The 18757-nt window shown below is 41.1% G+C and carries 19 protein-coding genes; 6 read left to right on the top strand and 13 right to left on the bottom strand.

The window, feature by feature from the left end:
* Positions 1 to 34 precede the first annotated feature (34 nt).
* Positions 35 to 3019, top strand: coding sequence for a protein translocase subunit SecDF (gene secDF / locus J3P37_RS16260; protein ID WP_256012405.1), 2985 nt, complete (start codon positions 35 to 37; stop codon positions 3017 to 3019).
* A gap of 286 nt (positions 3020 to 3305) precedes the next feature.
* A complete protein-coding gene (locus J3P37_RS16265) occupies positions 3306 to 4610 on the top strand; it encodes an NAD(P)/FAD-dependent oxidoreductase (RefSeq protein WP_256012406.1) in 1305 nt (434 codons plus the stop codon).
* A 207-nt stretch (positions 4611 to 4817) separates the two neighbouring features.
* Here the strand turns inward: J3P37_RS16265 and fbaA are convergent, their stop codons facing one another.
* Complete coding sequence (gene fbaA, locus J3P37_RS16270) at positions 4818 to 5897, bottom strand: class II fructose-bisphosphate aldolase (RefSeq protein WP_256012407.1); 1080 nt, start codon at positions 5895 to 5897, stop codon at positions 4818 to 4820.
* Positions 5898 to 6038: 141 nt separating this feature from the next.
* Here fbaA and accD point away from each other — a divergent pair, with 141 nt between their 5' ends.
* Positions 6039 to 6890 carry an acetyl-CoA carboxylase, carboxyltransferase subunit beta gene (gene accD, locus J3P37_RS16275; protein ID WP_256012408.1) on the top strand — a complete coding sequence of 284 codons (852 nt, stop codon included), beginning with the start codon at positions 6039 to 6041 and terminating at the stop codon, positions 6888 to 6890.
* Between the two features lie 34 nt (positions 6891 to 6924).
* On the opposite strand, the gene J3P37_RS16280 is transcribed toward accD, so the two are convergent.
* The 5 genes from J3P37_RS16280 to glmM form a co-directional block, all read right to left on the bottom strand.
* Positions 6925 to 7833: an MBL fold metallo-hydrolase gene (locus J3P37_RS16280; protein WP_256012409.1), complete on the bottom strand. Its 909-nt coding sequence runs from the start codon at positions 7831 to 7833 to the stop codon at positions 6925 to 6927.
* Positions 7834 to 7904: 71 nt separating this feature from the next.
* The gene (locus tag J3P37_RS16285) at positions 7905 to 8084 is read right to left on the bottom strand and encodes a hypothetical protein (protein ID WP_256012410.1); all 180 of its coding nucleotides are present in this window, start codon (positions 8082 to 8084) and stop codon (positions 7905 to 7907) included.
* A 10-nt stretch (positions 8085 to 8094) separates the two neighbouring features.
* Positions 8095 to 8670: a hypothetical protein gene (locus J3P37_RS16290; protein ID WP_256012412.1), complete on the bottom strand. Its 576-nt coding sequence runs from the start codon at positions 8668 to 8670 to the stop codon at positions 8095 to 8097.
* A gap of 258 nt (positions 8671 to 8928) precedes the next feature.
* Entirely contained in the window at positions 8929 to 10068 is a 1140-nt protein-coding gene (locus tag J3P37_RS16295) for a cysteine desulfurase family protein (RefSeq protein WP_256012413.1), read from the bottom strand.
* 152 nt (positions 10069 to 10220) lie between these two features.
* A complete protein-coding gene (glmM, locus tag J3P37_RS16300) occupies positions 10221 to 11603 on the bottom strand; it encodes a phosphoglucosamine mutase (RefSeq protein WP_256012414.1) in 1383 nt (460 codons plus the stop codon).
* 194 nt (positions 11604 to 11797) lie between these two features.
* Between glmM and J3P37_RS16305 the strand changes: the two genes are divergently transcribed.
* From J3P37_RS16305 to J3P37_RS16315, 3 genes are read left to right on the top strand one after another with little or no spacing between them, the layout of a single operon-like run.
* Positions 11798 to 12535, top strand: coding sequence for a class I SAM-dependent methyltransferase (locus tag J3P37_RS16305; RefSeq protein ID WP_256012415.1), 738 nt, complete (start codon positions 11798 to 11800; stop codon positions 12533 to 12535).
* Positions 12528 to 13109 (top strand): phosphatase PAP2 family protein, encoded by a 582-nt coding sequence (locus tag J3P37_RS16310; protein ID WP_256012416.1) that lies wholly within the window; start codon positions 12528 to 12530, stop codon positions 13107 to 13109. Before J3P37_RS16305 ends, J3P37_RS16310 begins: the two co-directional genes overlap by 8 nt.
* Positions 13091 to 13810, top strand: coding sequence for a ZIP family metal transporter (locus tag J3P37_RS16315; RefSeq protein WP_256012418.1), 720 nt, complete (start codon positions 13091 to 13093; stop codon positions 13808 to 13810). Before J3P37_RS16310 ends, J3P37_RS16315 begins: the two co-directional genes overlap by 19 nt.
* Here the strand turns inward: J3P37_RS16315 and J3P37_RS16320 are convergent.
* From J3P37_RS16320 to nusB, 7 genes are all read right to left on the bottom strand, one after another.
* Entirely contained in the window at positions 13807 to 14253 is a 447-nt protein-coding gene (locus tag J3P37_RS16320) for a MarR family winged helix-turn-helix transcriptional regulator (protein WP_256012419.1), read from the bottom strand. The two genes, J3P37_RS16315 and J3P37_RS16320, sit on opposite strands and share 4 nt — an antisense overlap.
* Before the next feature lie 55 nt (positions 14254 to 14308).
* Complete coding sequence (locus J3P37_RS16325) at positions 14309 to 15250, bottom strand: MBL fold metallo-hydrolase (RefSeq protein WP_256012420.1); 942 nt, start codon at positions 15248 to 15250, stop codon at positions 14309 to 14311.
* A 6-nt stretch (positions 15251 to 15256) separates the two neighbouring features.
* Complete coding sequence (coaE, locus tag J3P37_RS16330; RefSeq protein WP_256012421.1) at positions 15257 to 15841, bottom strand: dephospho-CoA kinase; 585 nt, start codon at positions 15839 to 15841, stop codon at positions 15257 to 15259.
* The gene (locus J3P37_RS16335; protein ID WP_256012422.1) at positions 15841 to 16743 is read right to left on the bottom strand and encodes a YbbR-like domain-containing protein; all 903 of its coding nucleotides are present in this window, start codon (positions 16741 to 16743) and stop codon (positions 15841 to 15843) included. Before J3P37_RS16335 ends, coaE begins: the two co-directional genes overlap by 1 nt.
* Before the next feature lie 161 nt (positions 16744 to 16904).
* Positions 16905 to 17219, bottom strand: coding sequence for a preprotein translocase subunit YajC (gene yajC, locus J3P37_RS16340; RefSeq protein ID WP_256012423.1), 315 nt, complete (start codon positions 17217 to 17219; stop codon positions 16905 to 16907).
* Positions 17220 to 17305: 86 nt separating this feature from the next.
* Positions 17306 to 17752: a DUF1573 domain-containing protein gene (locus J3P37_RS16345; RefSeq protein WP_256012424.1), complete on the bottom strand. Its 447-nt coding sequence runs from the start codon at positions 17750 to 17752 to the stop codon at positions 17306 to 17308.
* A 25-nt stretch (positions 17753 to 17777) separates the two neighbouring features.
* Positions 17778 to 18725, bottom strand: coding sequence for a transcription antitermination factor NusB (gene nusB, locus J3P37_RS16350; protein WP_256012425.1), 948 nt, complete (start codon positions 18723 to 18725; stop codon positions 17778 to 17780).
* Positions 18726 to 18757 lie beyond the last annotated feature (32 nt).

An 18757-nucleotide genomic window follows, 5' to 3' on the forward strand; every position in this document is an offset into this window, starting at 1 on the left:
ACATATATAATACATTAATATACTTAAATTTAAAATGCAAGGTAAAGGATTGATTAAATTCGCCGCGATAGCATTAACGATTGGATGTCTGTATTCTCTTTCGTTTACGTGGGTGGCTAACAAGGTTGAAAAAGATGCGAAGGAGTACGCCAAAGGAGATCCCGAAAAGGAAAGAGCATATCTTGACTCTATGGCTACCCAGCCAGTGTACAACCTGGGATTCACCAAATTCACTTATCAGTACGTAAAGGAAAATGAAATTCCTTTGGGACTGGATCTTGAAGGTGGTATGAACGTTACCATGGAGATCTCGTTAAACGAGCTCGTGAGGAATCTGGCTAACAATAGCCAGGAACAGGCTTTTAATACAGCCTTAACAAATGCAACCAACAGGCAGAAGTCTTCTCAGAAAGATTTCATCTCTCTTTTCGGTGAAGAATACGAAAAATTAAATCCTAACGGAAAACTTGCAGCCCTTTTTGCAACTAAAGAAAATGCTTCATTTATTAAACCAGATGCAAGCAACTCAGAAGTTCTTACATTCTTACAGAATCAGGCAAACGATGCTATAGACCGTTCATTTAACATTCTTCGCACACGTATCGATAAATTCGGTGTGACGTCTCCAAATATCCAGCGCCAGCAAGGAACCAATCGTATCCTGATTGAGCTTCCGGGTGTTTCCGACGTACAACGTGTACGCAAGCTGTTACAAGGTTCCGCTAAGTTGCAGTTTTGGGAAACTCATGAAAACATGGAGATATTCCCTCTGATCGAAAACATTAACAAAGTTATCGCTTCAACACAAAAAGCAGCTGATACCACTGCAAAAGCTGGAACTGCAAAAGCGGATACTGCCGGAGGAAAACTTGCAAATCTTGGAGCAAAGCCAGGTGCTGCTAAAGGAAAGGATTCCTTAGCACTTAACCAGGCCGAACAAGCTAAACAAAATCCGCTGTTCACTTACCTTGCTCCTGCCACTTATCAGGCAGAGGGTGGACAGCAAAGTCTTCGTCCGGGACCGGTGGTAGGATACTCAGCTCAGAAAGATACAGCAAAGGTTAACCGCTACTTGGAATTACCAGAAGTAAAAGCAATCATTCCTTCAAATGTAAAGTTCTTGTGGGCTGTTAAGCCGATCAGTGATGAGAGCAAGGTTCTCGAATTATACGCCCTTAAGACCAGCGGTTTTGGTAACGCTGCTGCTTTGGAAGGTGATGTGATCACAGATGCAAGAGCCGATGTAGATCAACGTGGTAACAATGAAGTGCTAATGTACATGAATGCTACAGGAGCGCAGCAATGGAAAAGGCTTACTGCTCAGGCAGCCGGAGATCCTGGAAACAAAAATGACAACAGATCTATTGCTATTGTACTTGATCAATATGTGTACTCTGCCCCCACTGTGCAAAACGAGATTCCGGGCGGAAGTTCGTCAATCAGCGGGAACTTCACCGCTAACGACACAAAAGATTTAGCCAACGTATTAAAAGCCGGTCGTCTTCCTGCTCCTGCAAAAATTGTAAGTGAATACGTTGTCGGACCTTCTTTAGGTTTAGAGTCTATTCAAAGTGGTTTGATATCCTCTATTGCGGGAGTGATCATTATCCTTCTTTTCATGGCTCTTTACTATAATAAAGCAGGATGGGTTGCCAACATCGCTTTAATTGTCAACTTGTTCTTCCTTATGGGAATCCTGGCATCGCTGGGAGCCGTACTATCACTGCCAGGTATCGCCGGTATCGTACTTTCCCTTGGTATGTCGGTAGATGCCAACGTACTAATCTACGAGCGTGTTCGTGAAGAGCTGGCCGAGGGCAAAGGAATGCGTTTGGCGATAGCAGAGGGTTATAGAAAAGCGATGTCGTCAATCCTTGATTCCAACATCACAACCTTCTTAACCGGTGTTATTTTATACATCTTCGGTAGCGGCCCTATTGTTGGTTTCGCAACAACTTTGATGATCGGTATTATCACCTCATTATTTGCGGCTATCTTCATCACACGTCTTATTTTTGAGTGGTTCCTTGAAAAACAACAAAATATCAGCTTCTCGATAAAGGCAACTCAAAACCTTTTTAAAGATTCAAAATTTGACTTTATTTCCGGAAGGAAGAAGTTCTACGCTTTATCAAGCATTATCATCGTTGCGGGACTTATATCAATGTTTACCCGCGGCTTCAGCCTTGGAGTGGACTTTAAAGGAGGACGCTCTTATTTCGTTCAGTTTGATAAGCCGGTAAGTACAAACGATGTACGGGAAGCACTATCAGATGAATTTGAATCGGCACCTGAAGTAAAAACCTATGGTTCAAGCAACGAGGTGAAGATCACTACTTCTTACAAAATAGACGAAACGTCTGAAGAAGCGGAAGCACTGGTATCGCAAAAGCTAAATGAGGGCTTAAAAAAGGTTAGCCCTAACTATGAGATAAAGGATTCACAGAAAGTAGGTCCTACAATCGCTAACGATATTAAGATTTCAGCTATTTACGCCGTCATATTCTCTATTATTGTAATCTTCCTTTATATCCTTATCCGTTTCCGGAAATGGCAGTTTGGTGTATCAGCAATTGTAGCCTTGGCACACGACGTTCTGGTACTTTTATCAATTTTTTCTCTTTTGAATGGCTTCGTTCCTTTCTCTTTAGATATTGATCAGGCCTTCATTGCAGCAATCCTGACGGTGATGGGTTACTCTATTAACGATACAGTAGTTGTGTTCGACAGGGTAAGGGAATATATCGACCAGCATCACTCAAAAGATGAAAACATGCCTTCGGTTATTAATAACGCACTAAACAGCACATTAAGCCGGACTGTAATAACCGGTGTCTGTGTAATAGCCGTTTTAATTGTGATCTTCATTTTCGGTGGAGAGATATTAAGAGGTTTCTCATTTGCGATGCTTATAGGTGTGATCTTCGGTACCTATTCATCTCTCTTTGTGGCTACACCGTTTGTGGTTGAGCTTATCAGAGAAAAAAGAAGTGCTAAAGTTCCCGCATTGCAGAAATAATCATATTTTATTCCATAAAAAAGGTCTTTGCAAAAGCAAAGGCCTTTTTTTATGGAATAATTGTCTAAAAAGCGCACGCGTGCCGCGTGTGCCTATTGTGTGTTTCTATATGTCTTTGCCAATCCTCGCCCTTGCAAAACACCAACCATCCCGGTGCTTACTCATGACGGTTATTTGTAAAAATTTCCTTAACCTTGCACCAAAATTCCGGGTCTCAAAAAAAGCTTCTCCTTTTGCCTAACATTTAGCTTAAAAATCCGGTTATGATATATATTGCACATATAAAATGGAGAAAAATAGCCCTTCAGTAAATTTCCCTAAAATAGTTATAGTGGGTGGTGGCTTTGGTGGAATTCAGCTCGCTAAAAAATTACGTGATCAGGAAGTACAGATCTTAATGCTCGACAGGCATAATTATCACACCTTCCAGCCCCTTTTGTACCAGGTTGCGACAGGCGGATTGGAAGCCGATTCTATCGCTTTTCCTTTAAGAAAAATCTTTAAAGGGCAGAAGAATTTCCTTTTCAGGAATGCAGAGGTGACATCTATTAATCCTGAAAGAAAAATCGTCACAACCAATATAGGAGACTATAGTTATGACTACCTGGTACTGGCTACGGGTTCGGATTCGAACTATTTCGGATCGCGGGAACTGGAGCATTTTACCATGCCCATGAAGACCATCCCTGAGGCTTTGAATTTGAGGAGTATGATCCTTCAGAACCTGGAAGAAGCCCTGATAGAAACCGATCCCGATGTAAAAAAAGGACTTTTGAACTTCGTTGTTGTGGGTGGTGGTCCTACCGGAGTTGAACTTTCGGGATCGTTATCTGAATTGAAAAGGCATGTCCTTAAAAAGGATTATCCGGAGCTTGATATCTCAGAGATCAACATCTATCTAATCGAAGGCTCTCCTGTATTGCTTGGACCAATGTCTCCTCAGTCGCAACGCCACTCAAAAGAGTTTCTTATAGAGATGGGAGTAAACGTCATTACCGGAGTTACTGTGACCTCTTACGACGGCCAGGTGATCAAGCTATCTAACAATACAGAGATCATCACCAAGAACGTATTGTGGTCGGCAGGCGTTAAGGGAGAGGTCCCTGAAGGTGTGCCAAAAGATAAAATTGTGAGGGGTGGACGGATTAAAGTTGACCAGTTCAACAGGATAGAGGGATATAAAGACATCTTTGCCATTGGCGATGTTGCTTCTATGCAAACCGAAGAATATCCTAACGGCCATCCGGGCGTGGCACCGGCCGCAGTTCAGCAGGGTAAACATCTGGCCAAAAACTTTATTAAGGTGCTCAACAATGAACCTCCCGAACCGTTCAAATATTTTGACAAGGGATCGATGGCGACTATCGGCCGAAACAGAGCAGTGGTCGATCTTGGCAAGATCCGTTTCCAGGGGGTATTTGCCTGGTTTGTATGGATGTTTGTGCATTTGATGAGCCTTGTAGGCTTCAGAAATAAACTGGTGGTGCTTGTGAACTGGATATGGAGTTATTTCAGCCTTGACAGGGGAACAAGATTGATCATTCGGAGATTTAACCGGGAATCTATGCGGGAGGATACTTCCGGTAAATAATTGGGATTGAAACTCAAAAGTGCATAGAGGCACATATACTGTCCATAGAATTCCGAAGGGTTTCTATGGATTCATTTATAAAAAAAGAGTCTCTGCCTCGTTAAAGCGCCATTCTTAACGCTTAGCGAGTCAGAGACTCTTTTTCATTGCTAAATCCGGAGAGCGCTACGCTAACTCTCGCGGACAGAAATAAGCAATCTTTCTTTCTTAAAGCTTAGAATTAACATCAAGGCAGTTTAAGTCCTCGAATGCTTTTGATAAGCGCTTAACAAAAGTTTCTTCTCCTTTACGCAACCAAACGCGTGGGTCGTAATATTTCTTATTGGGAGAATCAGCTCCTCCAGGATTACCGATTTGTCCTTGAAGATAATCTTTATTCGCTTCATAATAATCACGAATACCTTCCCAAAATGCCCATTGCATATCGGTATCAATATTCATTTTTATTGCACCATAAGAAATAGCTTCTCTGATCTCCTCCTGGGATGATCCGGAACCGCCGTGGAACACAAAGTTGATTGGTTTCTCTTCAGATAAACCAAGTTCCTTCTTAATATAATCCTGTGAATTTTTAAGGATCACCGGCTGAAGTTTTACATTCCCAGGTTTGTAAACACCATGGACATTACCGAAAGCGGCGGCAACAGTGAATCTGTGGCTTACGCTGCTTAATTCTTTGTAAGCATAGGCAACCTCTTCAGGCTGGGTATAAAGCTTAGAGCTGTCGACATCTGAATTATCAACACCGTCTTCTTCCCCTCCGGTTACACCTAATTCAATTTCAATTGTCATACCTAGAGCTTTCATACGCTCAAGGTATTTCTTGCTTATTTCAAGGTTTTCTTCTATGGATTCCTCAGAAAGGTCGAGCATATGCGAAGAAAACAATGGCTTACCAGTTTGCTGATGGAAACGCTCGCCATGAGCCAACAAGCCGTCTATCCATGGTAATAATTTCTTAGCGGCATGATCTGTATGAAGTATTACGGCAACACCGTAGTGCTCAGCCAATAAATGAACATGACGAGCAGCAGAAACTGCTCCTAAAATACATGCCTCAAGTTTAGAGTTATCTAATGTTTTTCCAGCATAAAACTGAGCGCCGCCATTAGATAACTGGATAATCACAGGAGAATTAACAGCTTTTGCTGTTTCCATCACTGCGTTAATGGAGTTAGTTCCAATAACATTTACTGCAGGCAAAGCAAACTGATGCTTTTTTGCTTGTTCAAATAGCTCCTGAACAGCATCCCCGTACAGTACGCCTTTGTAATTTTTTAAATTCATTTTTATTTCCTCTTTACAAAAGCCGAAAATAGAAATTTTAGTCCGAGTATAAATGATATAAATCAGAAATTTAAGTACATCCAAGAATATCGCCCCGGTTTCTCAAAAAATTCGTTTATTTGTACCGCTTATTTTAAAAACATGGCTTGGTTTAAAAGAGAGAAAAAAGGGATTATAACTTCTACGGAAGAAAAGAAAGAAGCACCGGATGGCATCTGGAATAAATGCCCCCAATGCAAAAAGCCATTACACTATGCCGAGCAGGTAGAGCACAAATATGTTTGCCATTACTGCAGCTATCATTTAAGGGTCGGTTCAAAAGAATATTTTTCAATACTGTTCGACAATAACGAGTTCACGGAACTCTTTCCCGGTTTGCGTTCAGGAGACCCCCTGACATTTACCGATTCAAAATCATATACTAAACGCCTTGAGGAAAGTTATGCTAAAACCGGCCTTACCGATGCTATTAGATCAGGTCATGGAAAGATAAACGGTATGGACCTGGTGATAGCTTGTATGGATTTTAGTTTTATCGGAGGTTCAATGGGTTCGGTAGTAGGCGAAAAAATCGCTCGTTCTATTGATTATTGTATTGAACATAAGATCCCCTTCCTGTTAATCTCGAAATCCGGCGGCGCCCGGATGATGGAGGCTGCATTTTCATTGATGCAGATGGCTAAAACCTCTGCGAAACTAGCCTTGTTATCGAAAGCTAAAATACCATACATTTCGCTAATGACTGATCCAACAACCGGTGGAGTTACAGCTTCATATGCTATGCTCGGGGATATTAACATAGCAGAACCTGGCGCTTTAATTGGTTTTGCAGGACCAAGGGTTATTAAAGAAACTATTAAGAAAGATCTTCCTAAAGGATTTCAAACTTCAGAGTTTGTTCTGGAGCATGGATTCCTTGATTTCATTGTAGATCGTAGACAAATGAAAGAGCGTCTTGCGTCCTTTATCAAAATGGTTTACTACAGGAATTAAATTTAATGCAACCTCTGACAGGATAAATCTCTTGTCAGGGCTTGCTTACATCAGCGCTAAGCTCTTCATAAGCAGCCGTCAAACTTCGCTCTATCCCTGCCCCCTGCCATTGAATAGCTCCCGGAATTACTTTGGTTTTTAATATTTCTTCCAGAGATTTCCCGGCTTTTATCTCCGATTCGACATGAACTAACAACCGCGACAGATAGTTCTGGAATGCTTTCAGATCGTCGGCATCACCCGTTACTTTCTCGGGATTTAGAGCATGGCCAAAAACATATAAAGCGTCTTTATCGAAGGTCTTTAACGTACGATCCAACACTTTAATCCAGCTGCGGATACTGGCACCACCTGGACGGTCTATAAATGGGAAACGACGATTAAATACAAGATCTCCAACGTGTATTATATTCGCTTCTGTAAAATGGATCAAAGCATCGCCATTAGTATGCCCAGGGCCAAAATAATATAATTTAATATTCTCATCTCCCACCCTAAGGTCCATATCATCTTTAAAAGTTTTCGATGGGAATAACATCTTATCTTCTGTTTTTTGCTCTTCTGCCACTCTCTTTAAATTCTTCAGAGCGTTATCATGTGCAATTACTTCTGAGACCAGTCCTTTAAATGCAATATTTCCAGACGTATGGTCACCGTGATGATGGGTATTGATCAGGCATTTGAAAGGCTTTTCCGACTGCTTCTTTAATTCGGATATTAAATGACCTGCAGGCTCAGGGAATTGAGAATCGACCACTACTATACCCTCCTTATTTACGAGCCAGGCAATTGTTCCACCTTGTTCGGTAAAAATACCGACATTTCTTCGAAGAAGCCTAAGGTTATAAGCCCTTTTAAAAAACTCAGAATAAGCATTATTCTGCAACAGTCCAAGAAGTCCGAGGGAGAGTCCTGCTGTTCTTATAAATTGTCTTCTTTCCATCTTGAAGCTGGGGGTTAAATCAAAAGAGGATATTCGAATTTAATTAAAATTATGAATATCCTCTAATTGCTTTATCGTCCGGTTTCATTACGCTTACCAAGGTTGTGATCCTTGGCGGTTGTATTGAAGTTGCTCCTCTTGTCAGGTTTCTTATTAGAAGCCTTTCTTTTGGGTGGATTAATTAAATCTTTTCCGGGAACATCAGAAGGAGTCTGGCCCGTATGATTATGCAAATCCTTTTTATCTTCCATTATATTTCTTTTAAATACCGCCGGTGCCCGGCTCATGGTCTGTCATACGCCCGGTTTGGCGTTCAGGGTGACGAACTTCAAAGTTGGGGTCCAGGCCTGCAGTAGTTGATCCTGTATCTTCATCATCGTCGCCATCCTCCAAATACGTATCCTCATCGTCGTCATCTGTCCATGTTTCATCGTCTTCGTCGGGATCAGGTACCACAGGAATCACATCAGGGTTTTCAATTTCCTCCTCATCATCATCGAAGAGCTCATCGTCGTCAGCGTCCAGATCATCATCTTCATCGATTGAATTAATGGATTGCATATCAACAATCTCATCATCATCTTCTTCTAAATCATCATCCAACAGTAAATCATCGTCGTCTTCGACGAGATCATCATCGTCTTCCCCGGGATTTATGTACATATCATCAATGTCGTCTTCGTCAACTTCATCCCCCAATGGAGTGACTTCGGTATTTTCGCCAAGATCGTCATTGCTATAGTCCAAATCATCGTCTTCTTCAGGCTCGTCTCTTGAAGGGTCTACTTTTACATATTCATCCTGAATAGATAAAAATTCGTCGCGAAATAATGTCATAGGTGTTTAGCTTTTAATCTATAAACACCCGGCCTTATACTCTTTGTTTTAAAATTATAGAAAATTTAACTGGTGTGCTGTCATCGGTTCACAGAACCTACGACAGGGGCTCGGAAATGTAATTTCCGAAGAGCAGGCAATTCTTCGAACAGCAGGAGCAGCAGGAAATGTAATTTCTGGAGAGCAGGGGATTTCGAGAGCGGAACGTAAGTTCTGAAGAGCAGATCTCAGACATTCATCAAAAGCCTCTGGACAGAGCTAAATAAGAGATGAACTGATTTCTTTTAGCCTGGATACTGTGAAATCAATCTCTTCCCTGGTATTAAACTTACTAAAAGAAAAACGGATTGCAGGGCGGTCAGGGTTTGCAACAATTCCCTCAAGCACATGCGAGCCGATATTGGTTCCTGAACTGCATGCGCTTCCTCCCGAACATGAGATCCCTGAGATATCCAGGTTAAACAATAGCATATCCGCCATCTCCATTACTGGAAATGAAACATTCAACACCGTATACAAACTTTTTTCGGGGCCGATCTCGCCATTGAATTCGACCCCTGGGACATCCTCTACGAGCCGGCTGATCATGTAAGATTTCAGTTCCTGGATATAAGCCTGATGCTGATCCATATCTCTGTAAGCGATTTCCAGGGCTTTGGCCAAACCAGCTATACCATACAGGTTCTCTGTCCCTCCCCTCATGTTTCTTTCCTGAGCTCCGCCATAGATCATCGGGTTAATTCTTATAGCAGGATTGACATACAAAAAACCTGTCCCTTTAGGACCATGGAACTTATGTGCAGCACAGGTGATAAAATGCACTTTTAACTTCCTCAGATCATGGTGGTAGTGACCCATTGTCTGTACCGTATCACAATGATAGATTGCTCCGTATTGAGAACATAGCTCTCCAATAGCTTCTATGTCTGTAAGTGTTCCAATCTCGTTATTAGCCTGCATCAAGGAAACAAAGCTTCGTTCATTGGTAGCAAGCAGATCCTGAAGATGCTCCATGTTGACATTGCCTTTAGCGTCAACTCCCACGAAACTCAGGCTGATACTTCCAGCCTTCTCCAAGGCCTGCAGGGTATGCAATACCGCGTGGTGTTCAATCCGGGTGGTAATGGCATGCCGGATGCCATGATCGACAATCGCCGATCTTATGGCCATATTATCGGCCTCTGTTCCTCCTGAAGTAAAAAATATCTCTGCCGGCGAAACTTTCAGAAGACCAGCTACGGTTTTGCGGGCTTTCTCGAGAACAGTCCGCGCCTCGCGTCCATGCGCATGTATTGACGAAGGGTTTCCAAAGTGGGTTTCCATCACATTGTACATTTCCTGTAAAACCTCATTATCAATAGGAGTTGTGGCTGCGTTATCGAGATAGATCCTGGGCATTATATATGAATAAAAAAGACGTCCAACAAATTTTGCGGCTGGTTGGCACACGCGGCACGCGTGCGCCAACCAGCCGCAAACATACGTTAGCTAGCGTATAAAACACAAAAGTTATGGCTAAATTAAGCCATAACTTTTGTGGGTATATGATATTATTGTAATATTTCCTTAATATCAGCTATTATTTTGTTGGCAAGGCTGTCCGCCACCGTCTCGGAGCTGCCTTCTGAATATATACGGATAATAGGTTCGGTATTAGACCTCCGCAGGTGTACCCATTGTTTGTCAAACTCGATCTTCAATCCGTCTATCGTAGAATACGGTTGATTCTTGTATTTTTCCTCTACTTTTTTCAGCAAGCCATCGATATCCATTTCCGGTGTAAGAGTGATCTTGTTTTTGGAAATGAAATAGTTAGGATATGAGCTTCGTAAAGCTGAAATGGTTTTGCCCGATTGAGCAAGATGCGTTAAAAACAAAGCTATGCCAACCAAAGCATCACGGCCATAGTGCAGTTCCGGGTAAATGATACCGCCATTACCCTCGCCTCCTATCACAGCCTTGTTTTCTTTCATCTTAGTAACAACGTTTACCTCTCCAACAGCAGAAGCGTTATATGTCTGACCGGCAAGTTCTGTTACATCACGTAAAGCACGGGTCGAAGACAGGTTTGAAACGGTGTTTCCGGGCGTATTCTTCAGAACATAATCAGCCACAGCCACCAGGGTGTACTCCTCGCCAAACATAGTGCCATCTTCGCATACAAAACAAAGGCGGTCAACATCAGGGTCTACAGCAATTCCAAGGTCTGCCTTTTTGCTCAGCACCTCTTGTGAAAGGGCCACAAGGTTTTCTGGCAGGGGTTCAGGATTATGAGGGAAATGACCGTCAGGTTTGCAGTAGAGTTCATAAACGGTTTCCACCCCTAATGCTTTCAGTAAAGCAGGAACATAGATGCCACCGCTGGAGTTTACGCAATCGATAGCCACTTTAAACTTCGCGTTGCGAACTGCCTCCACATTGACCAGCGGAAGTGCTAAGATCTTATCAATATGTTTCTGAAGGTAAGATTCGTTATAAGTAAGTGTACCTAAAGAGTTGACATCTGAAAATACGAGATCCGTATCTTCAGCCATTTCCAATACTAACCTTCCATCGGCATCGTTTATAAATTCACCCTTTTCGTTCAACAGTTTCAGGGCATTCCATTGTTTTGGATTATGACTCGCAGTAATGATAATCCCCCCACCTGCGTTCTCGTCGGTCACGGCCACTTCCACAGTAGGTGTTGTCGAAAGGCCCAGGTCAACCACATCAATCCCGATACTTTGCAGGGTACCGGCTACCAGATTACGAACCATCTCGCCCGATATCCGCGCATCGCGACCTATAACAATTTTGTTTTTACCACTATTGGCTACCACCCATTTTCCGAAAGCAGCCGTAAACTTGAGTATATCTGCCGGAGTAAGACCATCTCCTGGCTTTCCTCCAATGATTCCTCTTATACCTGATATTGATTTTATTAACGTCACTTTAATTTTTTTTATGCTCAAAAGTAAGAATAAAAGAAGAACGCTCAAGTGGAAAGCACCAGAGAAATTCTTATTTGTCTATATTTGCAGGCCAAAGTCTTCCGGAGGTGAAGGCAGAGGGTTAATAAGGATGCATGACAGGCATTCCGTCGCTTTGCATTAACAAAACGATTCAATTAATTTATAAGATCTCTATGCCGATAAAATGGTATCAAAATTGGTTTAATTCCCCGTACTATCACATTCTGTATCATCAGAGAAATGACGAAGAGGCTGAATTTTTCATCGACAACTTGTGTGCACTGCTTAAACCTGTAAAAAATACCCGTATTTTAGACATTGCCTGTGGAAGAGGCCGACACTCAGTTTACCTGAATAAAAAGGGCTATGACGTAACCGGGATTGACCTCTCCTATTCAAACGTCAAATTTGCCAAGCAATTCGAGAATGAGACACTTCATTTCTTTGAGCATGATATGAGGCATTTGTTGAACATAAGGTATTTTGATATTGCGCTTAACCTGTTTACGAGCTTCGGTTATTTCGAGACTGAAAGAGATCATGTAAATGCACTAAAAACCTTCCGGAAATCCCTAAAGCAAGATGGTGTGATGATCCTTGACTACTTCAACATTGAAAAGATCCTAAAAAATTTGACACGCCAGGAAGTGAAGCACATCGACGGAATTGATTTCAACATTTCGAAAAAAATTGCAAATGAAAAGATTGTAAAAACTATTTCCTTTGAAACGCGCGGAAAGGATTACCATTTTAAGGAAGAGGTTAAAGCCTTCTCATTAGGTGATTTCGAGCGGCTTTTTAAACTAAGTGGTTTTAGGATCGAATCAATATATGGTGATTATTCGCTGGGTGAGTTTAATGAAATCAAATCTGACCGTTTAATTTTTATTTGTAAGAAGGCGGATGCTTGAACAATTAATTAATTTTGATCATCAGCTTTTTAAAGCTATAAACGTAGGGCTGACTAATCCTTTTTTCGATTGGCTGATGCCATTGTTACGTAACCGGTATTTCTGGGCTCCCCTGTATTTTTTTCTTATTATATTTCTTATCAGGAATTATAAAAAAGCCGGAGTTATCTGCATTTTATTTTTGCTGATAACGTTTGGAATCGCGGATTATGTCAGTGCCTCAGTTATAAAACCGTCTATTGAACGACTGCGGCCATGTAACGAGCCGGGCTTTAATACCGAAATTATTGCCAGGGTTGTCTGTGGTAGTGGATTTAGTTTTCCTTCAACCCATGCCACAAATCATTTTGCTATAGCGATGTTTTTATCGGTAGTATTTTCGAGGCGGTGGAAGTGGATATGGCTTGTAAGTTTTCTTTGGGCATTTAGTATTATTTTTGCCCAGGTTTATGTTGGTGTGCACTTTCCGGTTGATGTTACATGCGGGGCACTCCTTGGTTGCCTGGTGGGCTATCTTACCGCAACAGTGTTTCTAACCGTACAATCAGAAAAGAAATGGAATTCTGGCCTATAGTAATATTATTTTCCAGCTGCTTTTTGGGGGGGCTTTCGGTTTTCTTTTTTAAAAAAGATAGTTCACAGCGGTTGAAACTGATCTTGTCTTTCAGCGGTGCATATCTGTTTTCAATAACGATATTACATCTTATCCCTGAGGTGTATCAGCATGCCGGTCATGATCATTCCATAGGCCTGTTTGTTCTGGGCGGTTTTCTATTTCAGATTTTGTTAGAGCAGTTTTCCCAGGGAATCGAACACGGGCATATTCATAAACACAGCCATGACCAGCCGACTTTTCCCTATGGGATAATGTTAAGTCTTTGCCTTCACGCCTTTCTGGAAGGCATGCCGCTGGCTAAGGGCTATCAAAATGAACTGCTATTCGGTATCGCTCTTCATCATATTCCCGCCGCCTTTGCCTTAGGAAGCGTCCTTTTGCAAAATCATCTCCGCAAAGCAAACATTATCCTTTTGCTGGTCCTGTTTTCGGTGATGTCACCTGCCGGATACCTGCTGAGCAATGGTTTAAGCAATGGCTCTATGGGCAATATTGATCAGTATTTCGACCGGATAATGGCAGTGGTAATAGGAATCTTTCTGCACATCTCTACCACAATTCTATTTGAATCCAGTGTTGATCACCATTTCAACTTTAAAAAGCTCATGGCTGTTCTTGCGGGTATTGCTGTCGCTTTAATAAATTTCTTATTACATTAACCCCTAAGCTTATCTAAAAGACTATTTAACAAAAAAACATCTTCTTCCGCAATATTCTGTTTTAAAATCTCGTCAGGAGTAATAATGGGGTCGATCTTTTTTAAGATTTCCAGACCTTTTTCGGATATAATAATATCCACAGCCCGTCTGTCTTTCTGGTTAATATTTCTAACGACAAGCCCTTTCTGCACTAGTCTGTCAACTATTCTCGAAGCATCAGACATTTTATCAAGCATCCTGTCCTTCAGTAGGTTAATTGTAGCAGGTTTGGGATACTGCCCTCTGAGTATTCTCAGTATATTGAATTGCTGAAGAGTTATTTGATGTTTACTTAATCGCTTCTTAAGAATTGAAGTTACCCAGCCATAAGTATAAACAATGTTTACGACAACTTTTTGATACTCACTTTCAAATTTTGATTGAATCTCCTTATCAAGGTCCATGTATTTTTTTCGAGGTTTAGCTATAAACGTTTTTTCAAGGGCCCGGTTTGCACTATCATATCAGAATCTTTACTGGTAATTTACCTTCAAAATGTTTTCGAAGATGAGTACCATCACCATGTAAGGTCCATATTTCCCGCGGTCTAACCACCTGGATGCTTTTAAGTATGTCATCCCAGTCCGCATGATCAGAAATATATAGCGATGCATCATTGTTGTGCTGCAGTCTTTTCCAGCCTGATGCGAACATTCGAAGCACACCCTTTGCCCTGAAATAGCTATCAAATGTAAGAGGAGGAACGATATAAACAAACCCTTTACCCGGTAATTTCATTAACTTTCGGTTGTATGGCTCATAACTTCCGGGATTAAAGGCAAAATCTTCATACAATTTGGTGATAGATAACATCGAATGATGTAAATAAACTTTACGAGCGGGGCAATTCCTGTGAATAAGATTTACAATCCGCTGTGCCTTACCTAAAGCATAGGCTCCAAGAAGCACGTTATGATGAGAATCGTTAAGTTTGATGATCTGTTCGACCGGGTCAGGATGTTTTATTTCCGGGTCGGCAAAAGTTGTTTCCGTAATAAAAACATCAGCTTCAACGAGTTCCGCCGGCTCACAGGTCGCATCTTCCTGAAGTTTGAAATCCCCGGTATACAGATATCTGATCCCCTGGTATTCCATCAAAACCATAGCTGAGCCTAAAATATGCCCGGCAGGGAAAAAGCTTATTACAACATTGTTGATCGTAAACTTTTGCTCGTATGGAAACTTTAAGAATTCTTCCCCCGCATTCTTTTTTAACCGTAATTGCATGATAGATGCGGTAGCAGGTGTACAGTACACTTTTGTGTTCCCTGAACAAGCATGATCGCCATGCGCATGGGATATTACAGCGGTTTGCACGGCTTGGTGCGGGTCAAGATAGAAGTTGCCGACTTTGCAAAACAGTCCTTTCTCATCGTATACTAAAAAATCAGCTAATATCATGTGTGTTTATTCGCCCAGAAACCTCTGATGGAGTTCCAGTATATGTGGAATTAAAAATTGTTTTTCGTCATTAATTAAACATGTTCCTGCCATCATTTCCTTTTCCTTATCAGGAAGCTGTCGCCGTATCCTTTTTCGTATTTCCTCCTCATCTAGCCGGTCCCTTAGCTTAACTCTCTCAATCCTTAAATGTTCAGGAGCTTTCACCAGTATGGTGTGGTCGCAGTCGAGATACGATTTACTTTCGAATAACAATGCAGCTTCCTTCAGTACATAGGCACTGTGCTGAGATTTAACCCAAAGGTCAAAAGCCCGGAAGACTGCAGGATGGACCAATGAATTCAAGCGTTCAAGAGCCTCTTTATCATTAAATACTTTTGATGCCAGGTATTTTCGATCTAGTTGTCCATTGGCAGAATAACTTTCGGCACCAAATGAATCTTTAACTCTTTGTATAAGAGGCAGATCACTTTGCATAAGCTCTTTAGCCACTAGATCAGCGTAAAAAACAGGGACGCCTAATAATTCAAAAACCTGGCATACAGTTGTTTTTCCACTGCCAATACCTCCTGTAATTCCTATCTTGAGCATTATTCCTGGATTATAAAATCTACTATCTGCGGCTCAGCCTTCACTAATTTGGAGTAAGCAGGAAACTTTGTAAAAACCACCGGAAGCTGGGTATATTTCCTTTTGATCCAGTCGTTAAAGTTAACACTAACAGCAAATGAGTCCTTTTCGACTTTTGCATAATTAGAGAGAGCTGTTAACACCGTAACTTTAATCTTTTCCGGAACGATCCTAATGTTTTTGTTCTTATTATTAGTGATACTTACTGGAAGATCTATTACTTTTTCCGTAAATTCATCAACAGGTACTTCCACCTTAACTTCTTGTGGAACAATGTCTATATTGCTGCTAAGAGCATCAAAACCAACCTTAGTACTGATCGGAGAGCTGATATCACTAAGCACCAGGTTTTTTGTCTGCCAGTATTTGATATTCTTCAGATCCGCCGCTGCCCCTGCTATCATAATAGAATCAGGAACGATCTTCATAGGTCCGGATATACCAAATGACCTTTTAAAGGTAAATTGATATAACAGCTTAACAGGGACCTTCTTTGTAACACGTTCAGAGAAATCGAAAAATAAAGTATCGGGAAAGACACGTATTATCCGTTGACCTGATTCTAATTGCCGGTTTAGTTCATTTACCTGGCTACTAAGAGTAATATACTTCTTATGTTCAAGTTCTTTCAAACTGACATTTATGGTAGTGAGGCTGATCCTTAAACGGGAAAAAAAAAGTTGCCAGCCGGTGCCTTCAATACTTAATGCGAGTGTATCGTCGTGTAATGGATGGTAAGCTTTATGCACAGGAGGGTTTATATAGTTAACCCGTATGTCCATTTTGTACTCATAACGATTAGATAAAGCGAAGAACAACCAAGCTATTATCGCGATAATTAAACTAGTCAGAAATACTGACAAACGTTTACGTTCTAAGCGGCTAAGCGTTAACAATGGCATAGTAACAAAGTTACATTTGGATTTGGGTTTAACAAACCGGAAAGCAGTTTTTTATAACAGAATGGAAACGCACAAAAAAGCCGGTCAGTTAACTGGCCGGCTCTCCAAATAATTTTGGATCGTTAAGATTTTGCAGGCGTATTTAATGCTTTTGAAGCCTCAAGAGAAACGGCAGATTTGTCAAAACGGATTTTGGCACCACTTTCTACTTCAATTAAGAAAGTAGTGTCGTTCATATCGGCAATACGACCATGGATACCGGCCGTTGTAACAATCCTATCGCCTCTTTTTAGTTCTTCAACATATTTCTTTTGATCCTTGGCTTTCTTCATTTGAGGACGGATCATGAAAAAATAAAACACTACGACAATTAATATCATAGGGATCATTTGCATCAGACCACTGCCACCCGCTTGTAATAAAATGTTTGCTGTCATTATTTATCTAATTATGTTTAATCTGTTTATTTGCCTGCAAATAAGTGCAGGCTGGAATTATCTATCTGTTTTTTTCAGCCCCAATACTATTTTTTCGATAAGACCTCGCCTACCAGAAAGACTTCTGTTGCTGCCGGAACCGTATTTGATGTAATTGTAACAACTTTGTTTTGCATGCCGGACTTACCTTCACTATCAAAAACAACCTTAATTACAGAGCTGGCACCAGGAAGGATAGGTTCGTGAGGATAATCAGGCACCGTGCATCCGCAAGTAGCTGTAGCATTAGAAATTATCAGAGGGCTTTTCCCGGTATTCGTAAACTTAAAATCATAGGATACTTTTTCTCCTGATGTGATCTTACCGAAATCGTAACTGGTCTTTTCAAACTTAATAACCGGTGCATCTTCTGGTACAACAGCTGCAGAATCAGTTGCTGCACTATCCGCACTAAGCGCAGTTTTTTTATTACTATTACATGATGCAAGAAAGAAGGTTGCTGCAGTTATAGCGAGAACTATTTTATTCATCATTATATATATTGTTATTTGTCTTTAATTATTCAATCAGGCCCCTGCCGGCTTTCCTCACTTTACCCGCCGCTTTTAGCTCAGCTAAAATTTTGTCTAAAATACCATTTATAAAGAAATTACTCTTAGGCGTGCTGAATTCTTTTGCAATCTCGATATATTCGTTCATGGTGACTTTAACCGGTATTGACGAAAAGTGTGACAGCTCTGCTAACGCCATTTTCATAAGGAGGATATCTATAATTGCAATCCGCTCTGCTTCCCAGTTCTTAGTTTTCTCAGAGATATACAATTGGTATTCTTCATCATAGGTAATTACTTTGTTGAACAAGTTCACGATAAATTCGCGGTCTTCTGCCCAATCAGGACTGATTTTCGCCAGCTTGTTTTCATCAGGTATCTCACTCTGGAAATTACTGAAAGTTTTGGCCACCAATGCATCAAGCACATCTCTGTCGACAGGCCAGTTAATGAACTTTTCCTCGAAGACCTGCTCAACCGAAGGGGTAACTTTGATAATTTTCTTGAAGATAAACTTTATGATGTCCTTTTCTGATCGCATGGTATCATCCTGGGATACCAGATAGTTTTGATATACCGGAGTGTCTTTTAAAATATTAAAGACCGTTTTTACCACCTCGGGATCAAAACTCCAGGAAACGGAATACTTTTTTACTTCCCTCTGAAACTCCGTGTTACCTCTCAGTGCAACGATAAACTTATTGAAATGCAACTTCGTATTCGAATTCAGATCGGTTTCTGAAGGAAGATAGCGGTTGGCCCGCTCGTCGGCATCTCTTATAACGAAATCTGCGACCTCTACCAGTAAAGACAAAAGCCAGATATATGTTTCGTAGACTTCATCAACACTTTCAAGTACTTTTTTTTCAAAAACCCTCACAGATCTATTTTCCGACAAATTGTAAGCATATAATACCTGCAATACCTTAACCCTTAGCTGACGTCTGTTTAACATGTTATAAGAACGATTCTTTTTATAATTCCAGA

Source organism: Desertivirga xinjiangensis, from assembly GCF_024436435.1.
GTDB classification, from domain to species: Bacteria; Bacteroidota; Bacteroidia; order Sphingobacteriales; family Sphingobacteriaceae; genus Desertivirga; species Desertivirga xinjiangensis.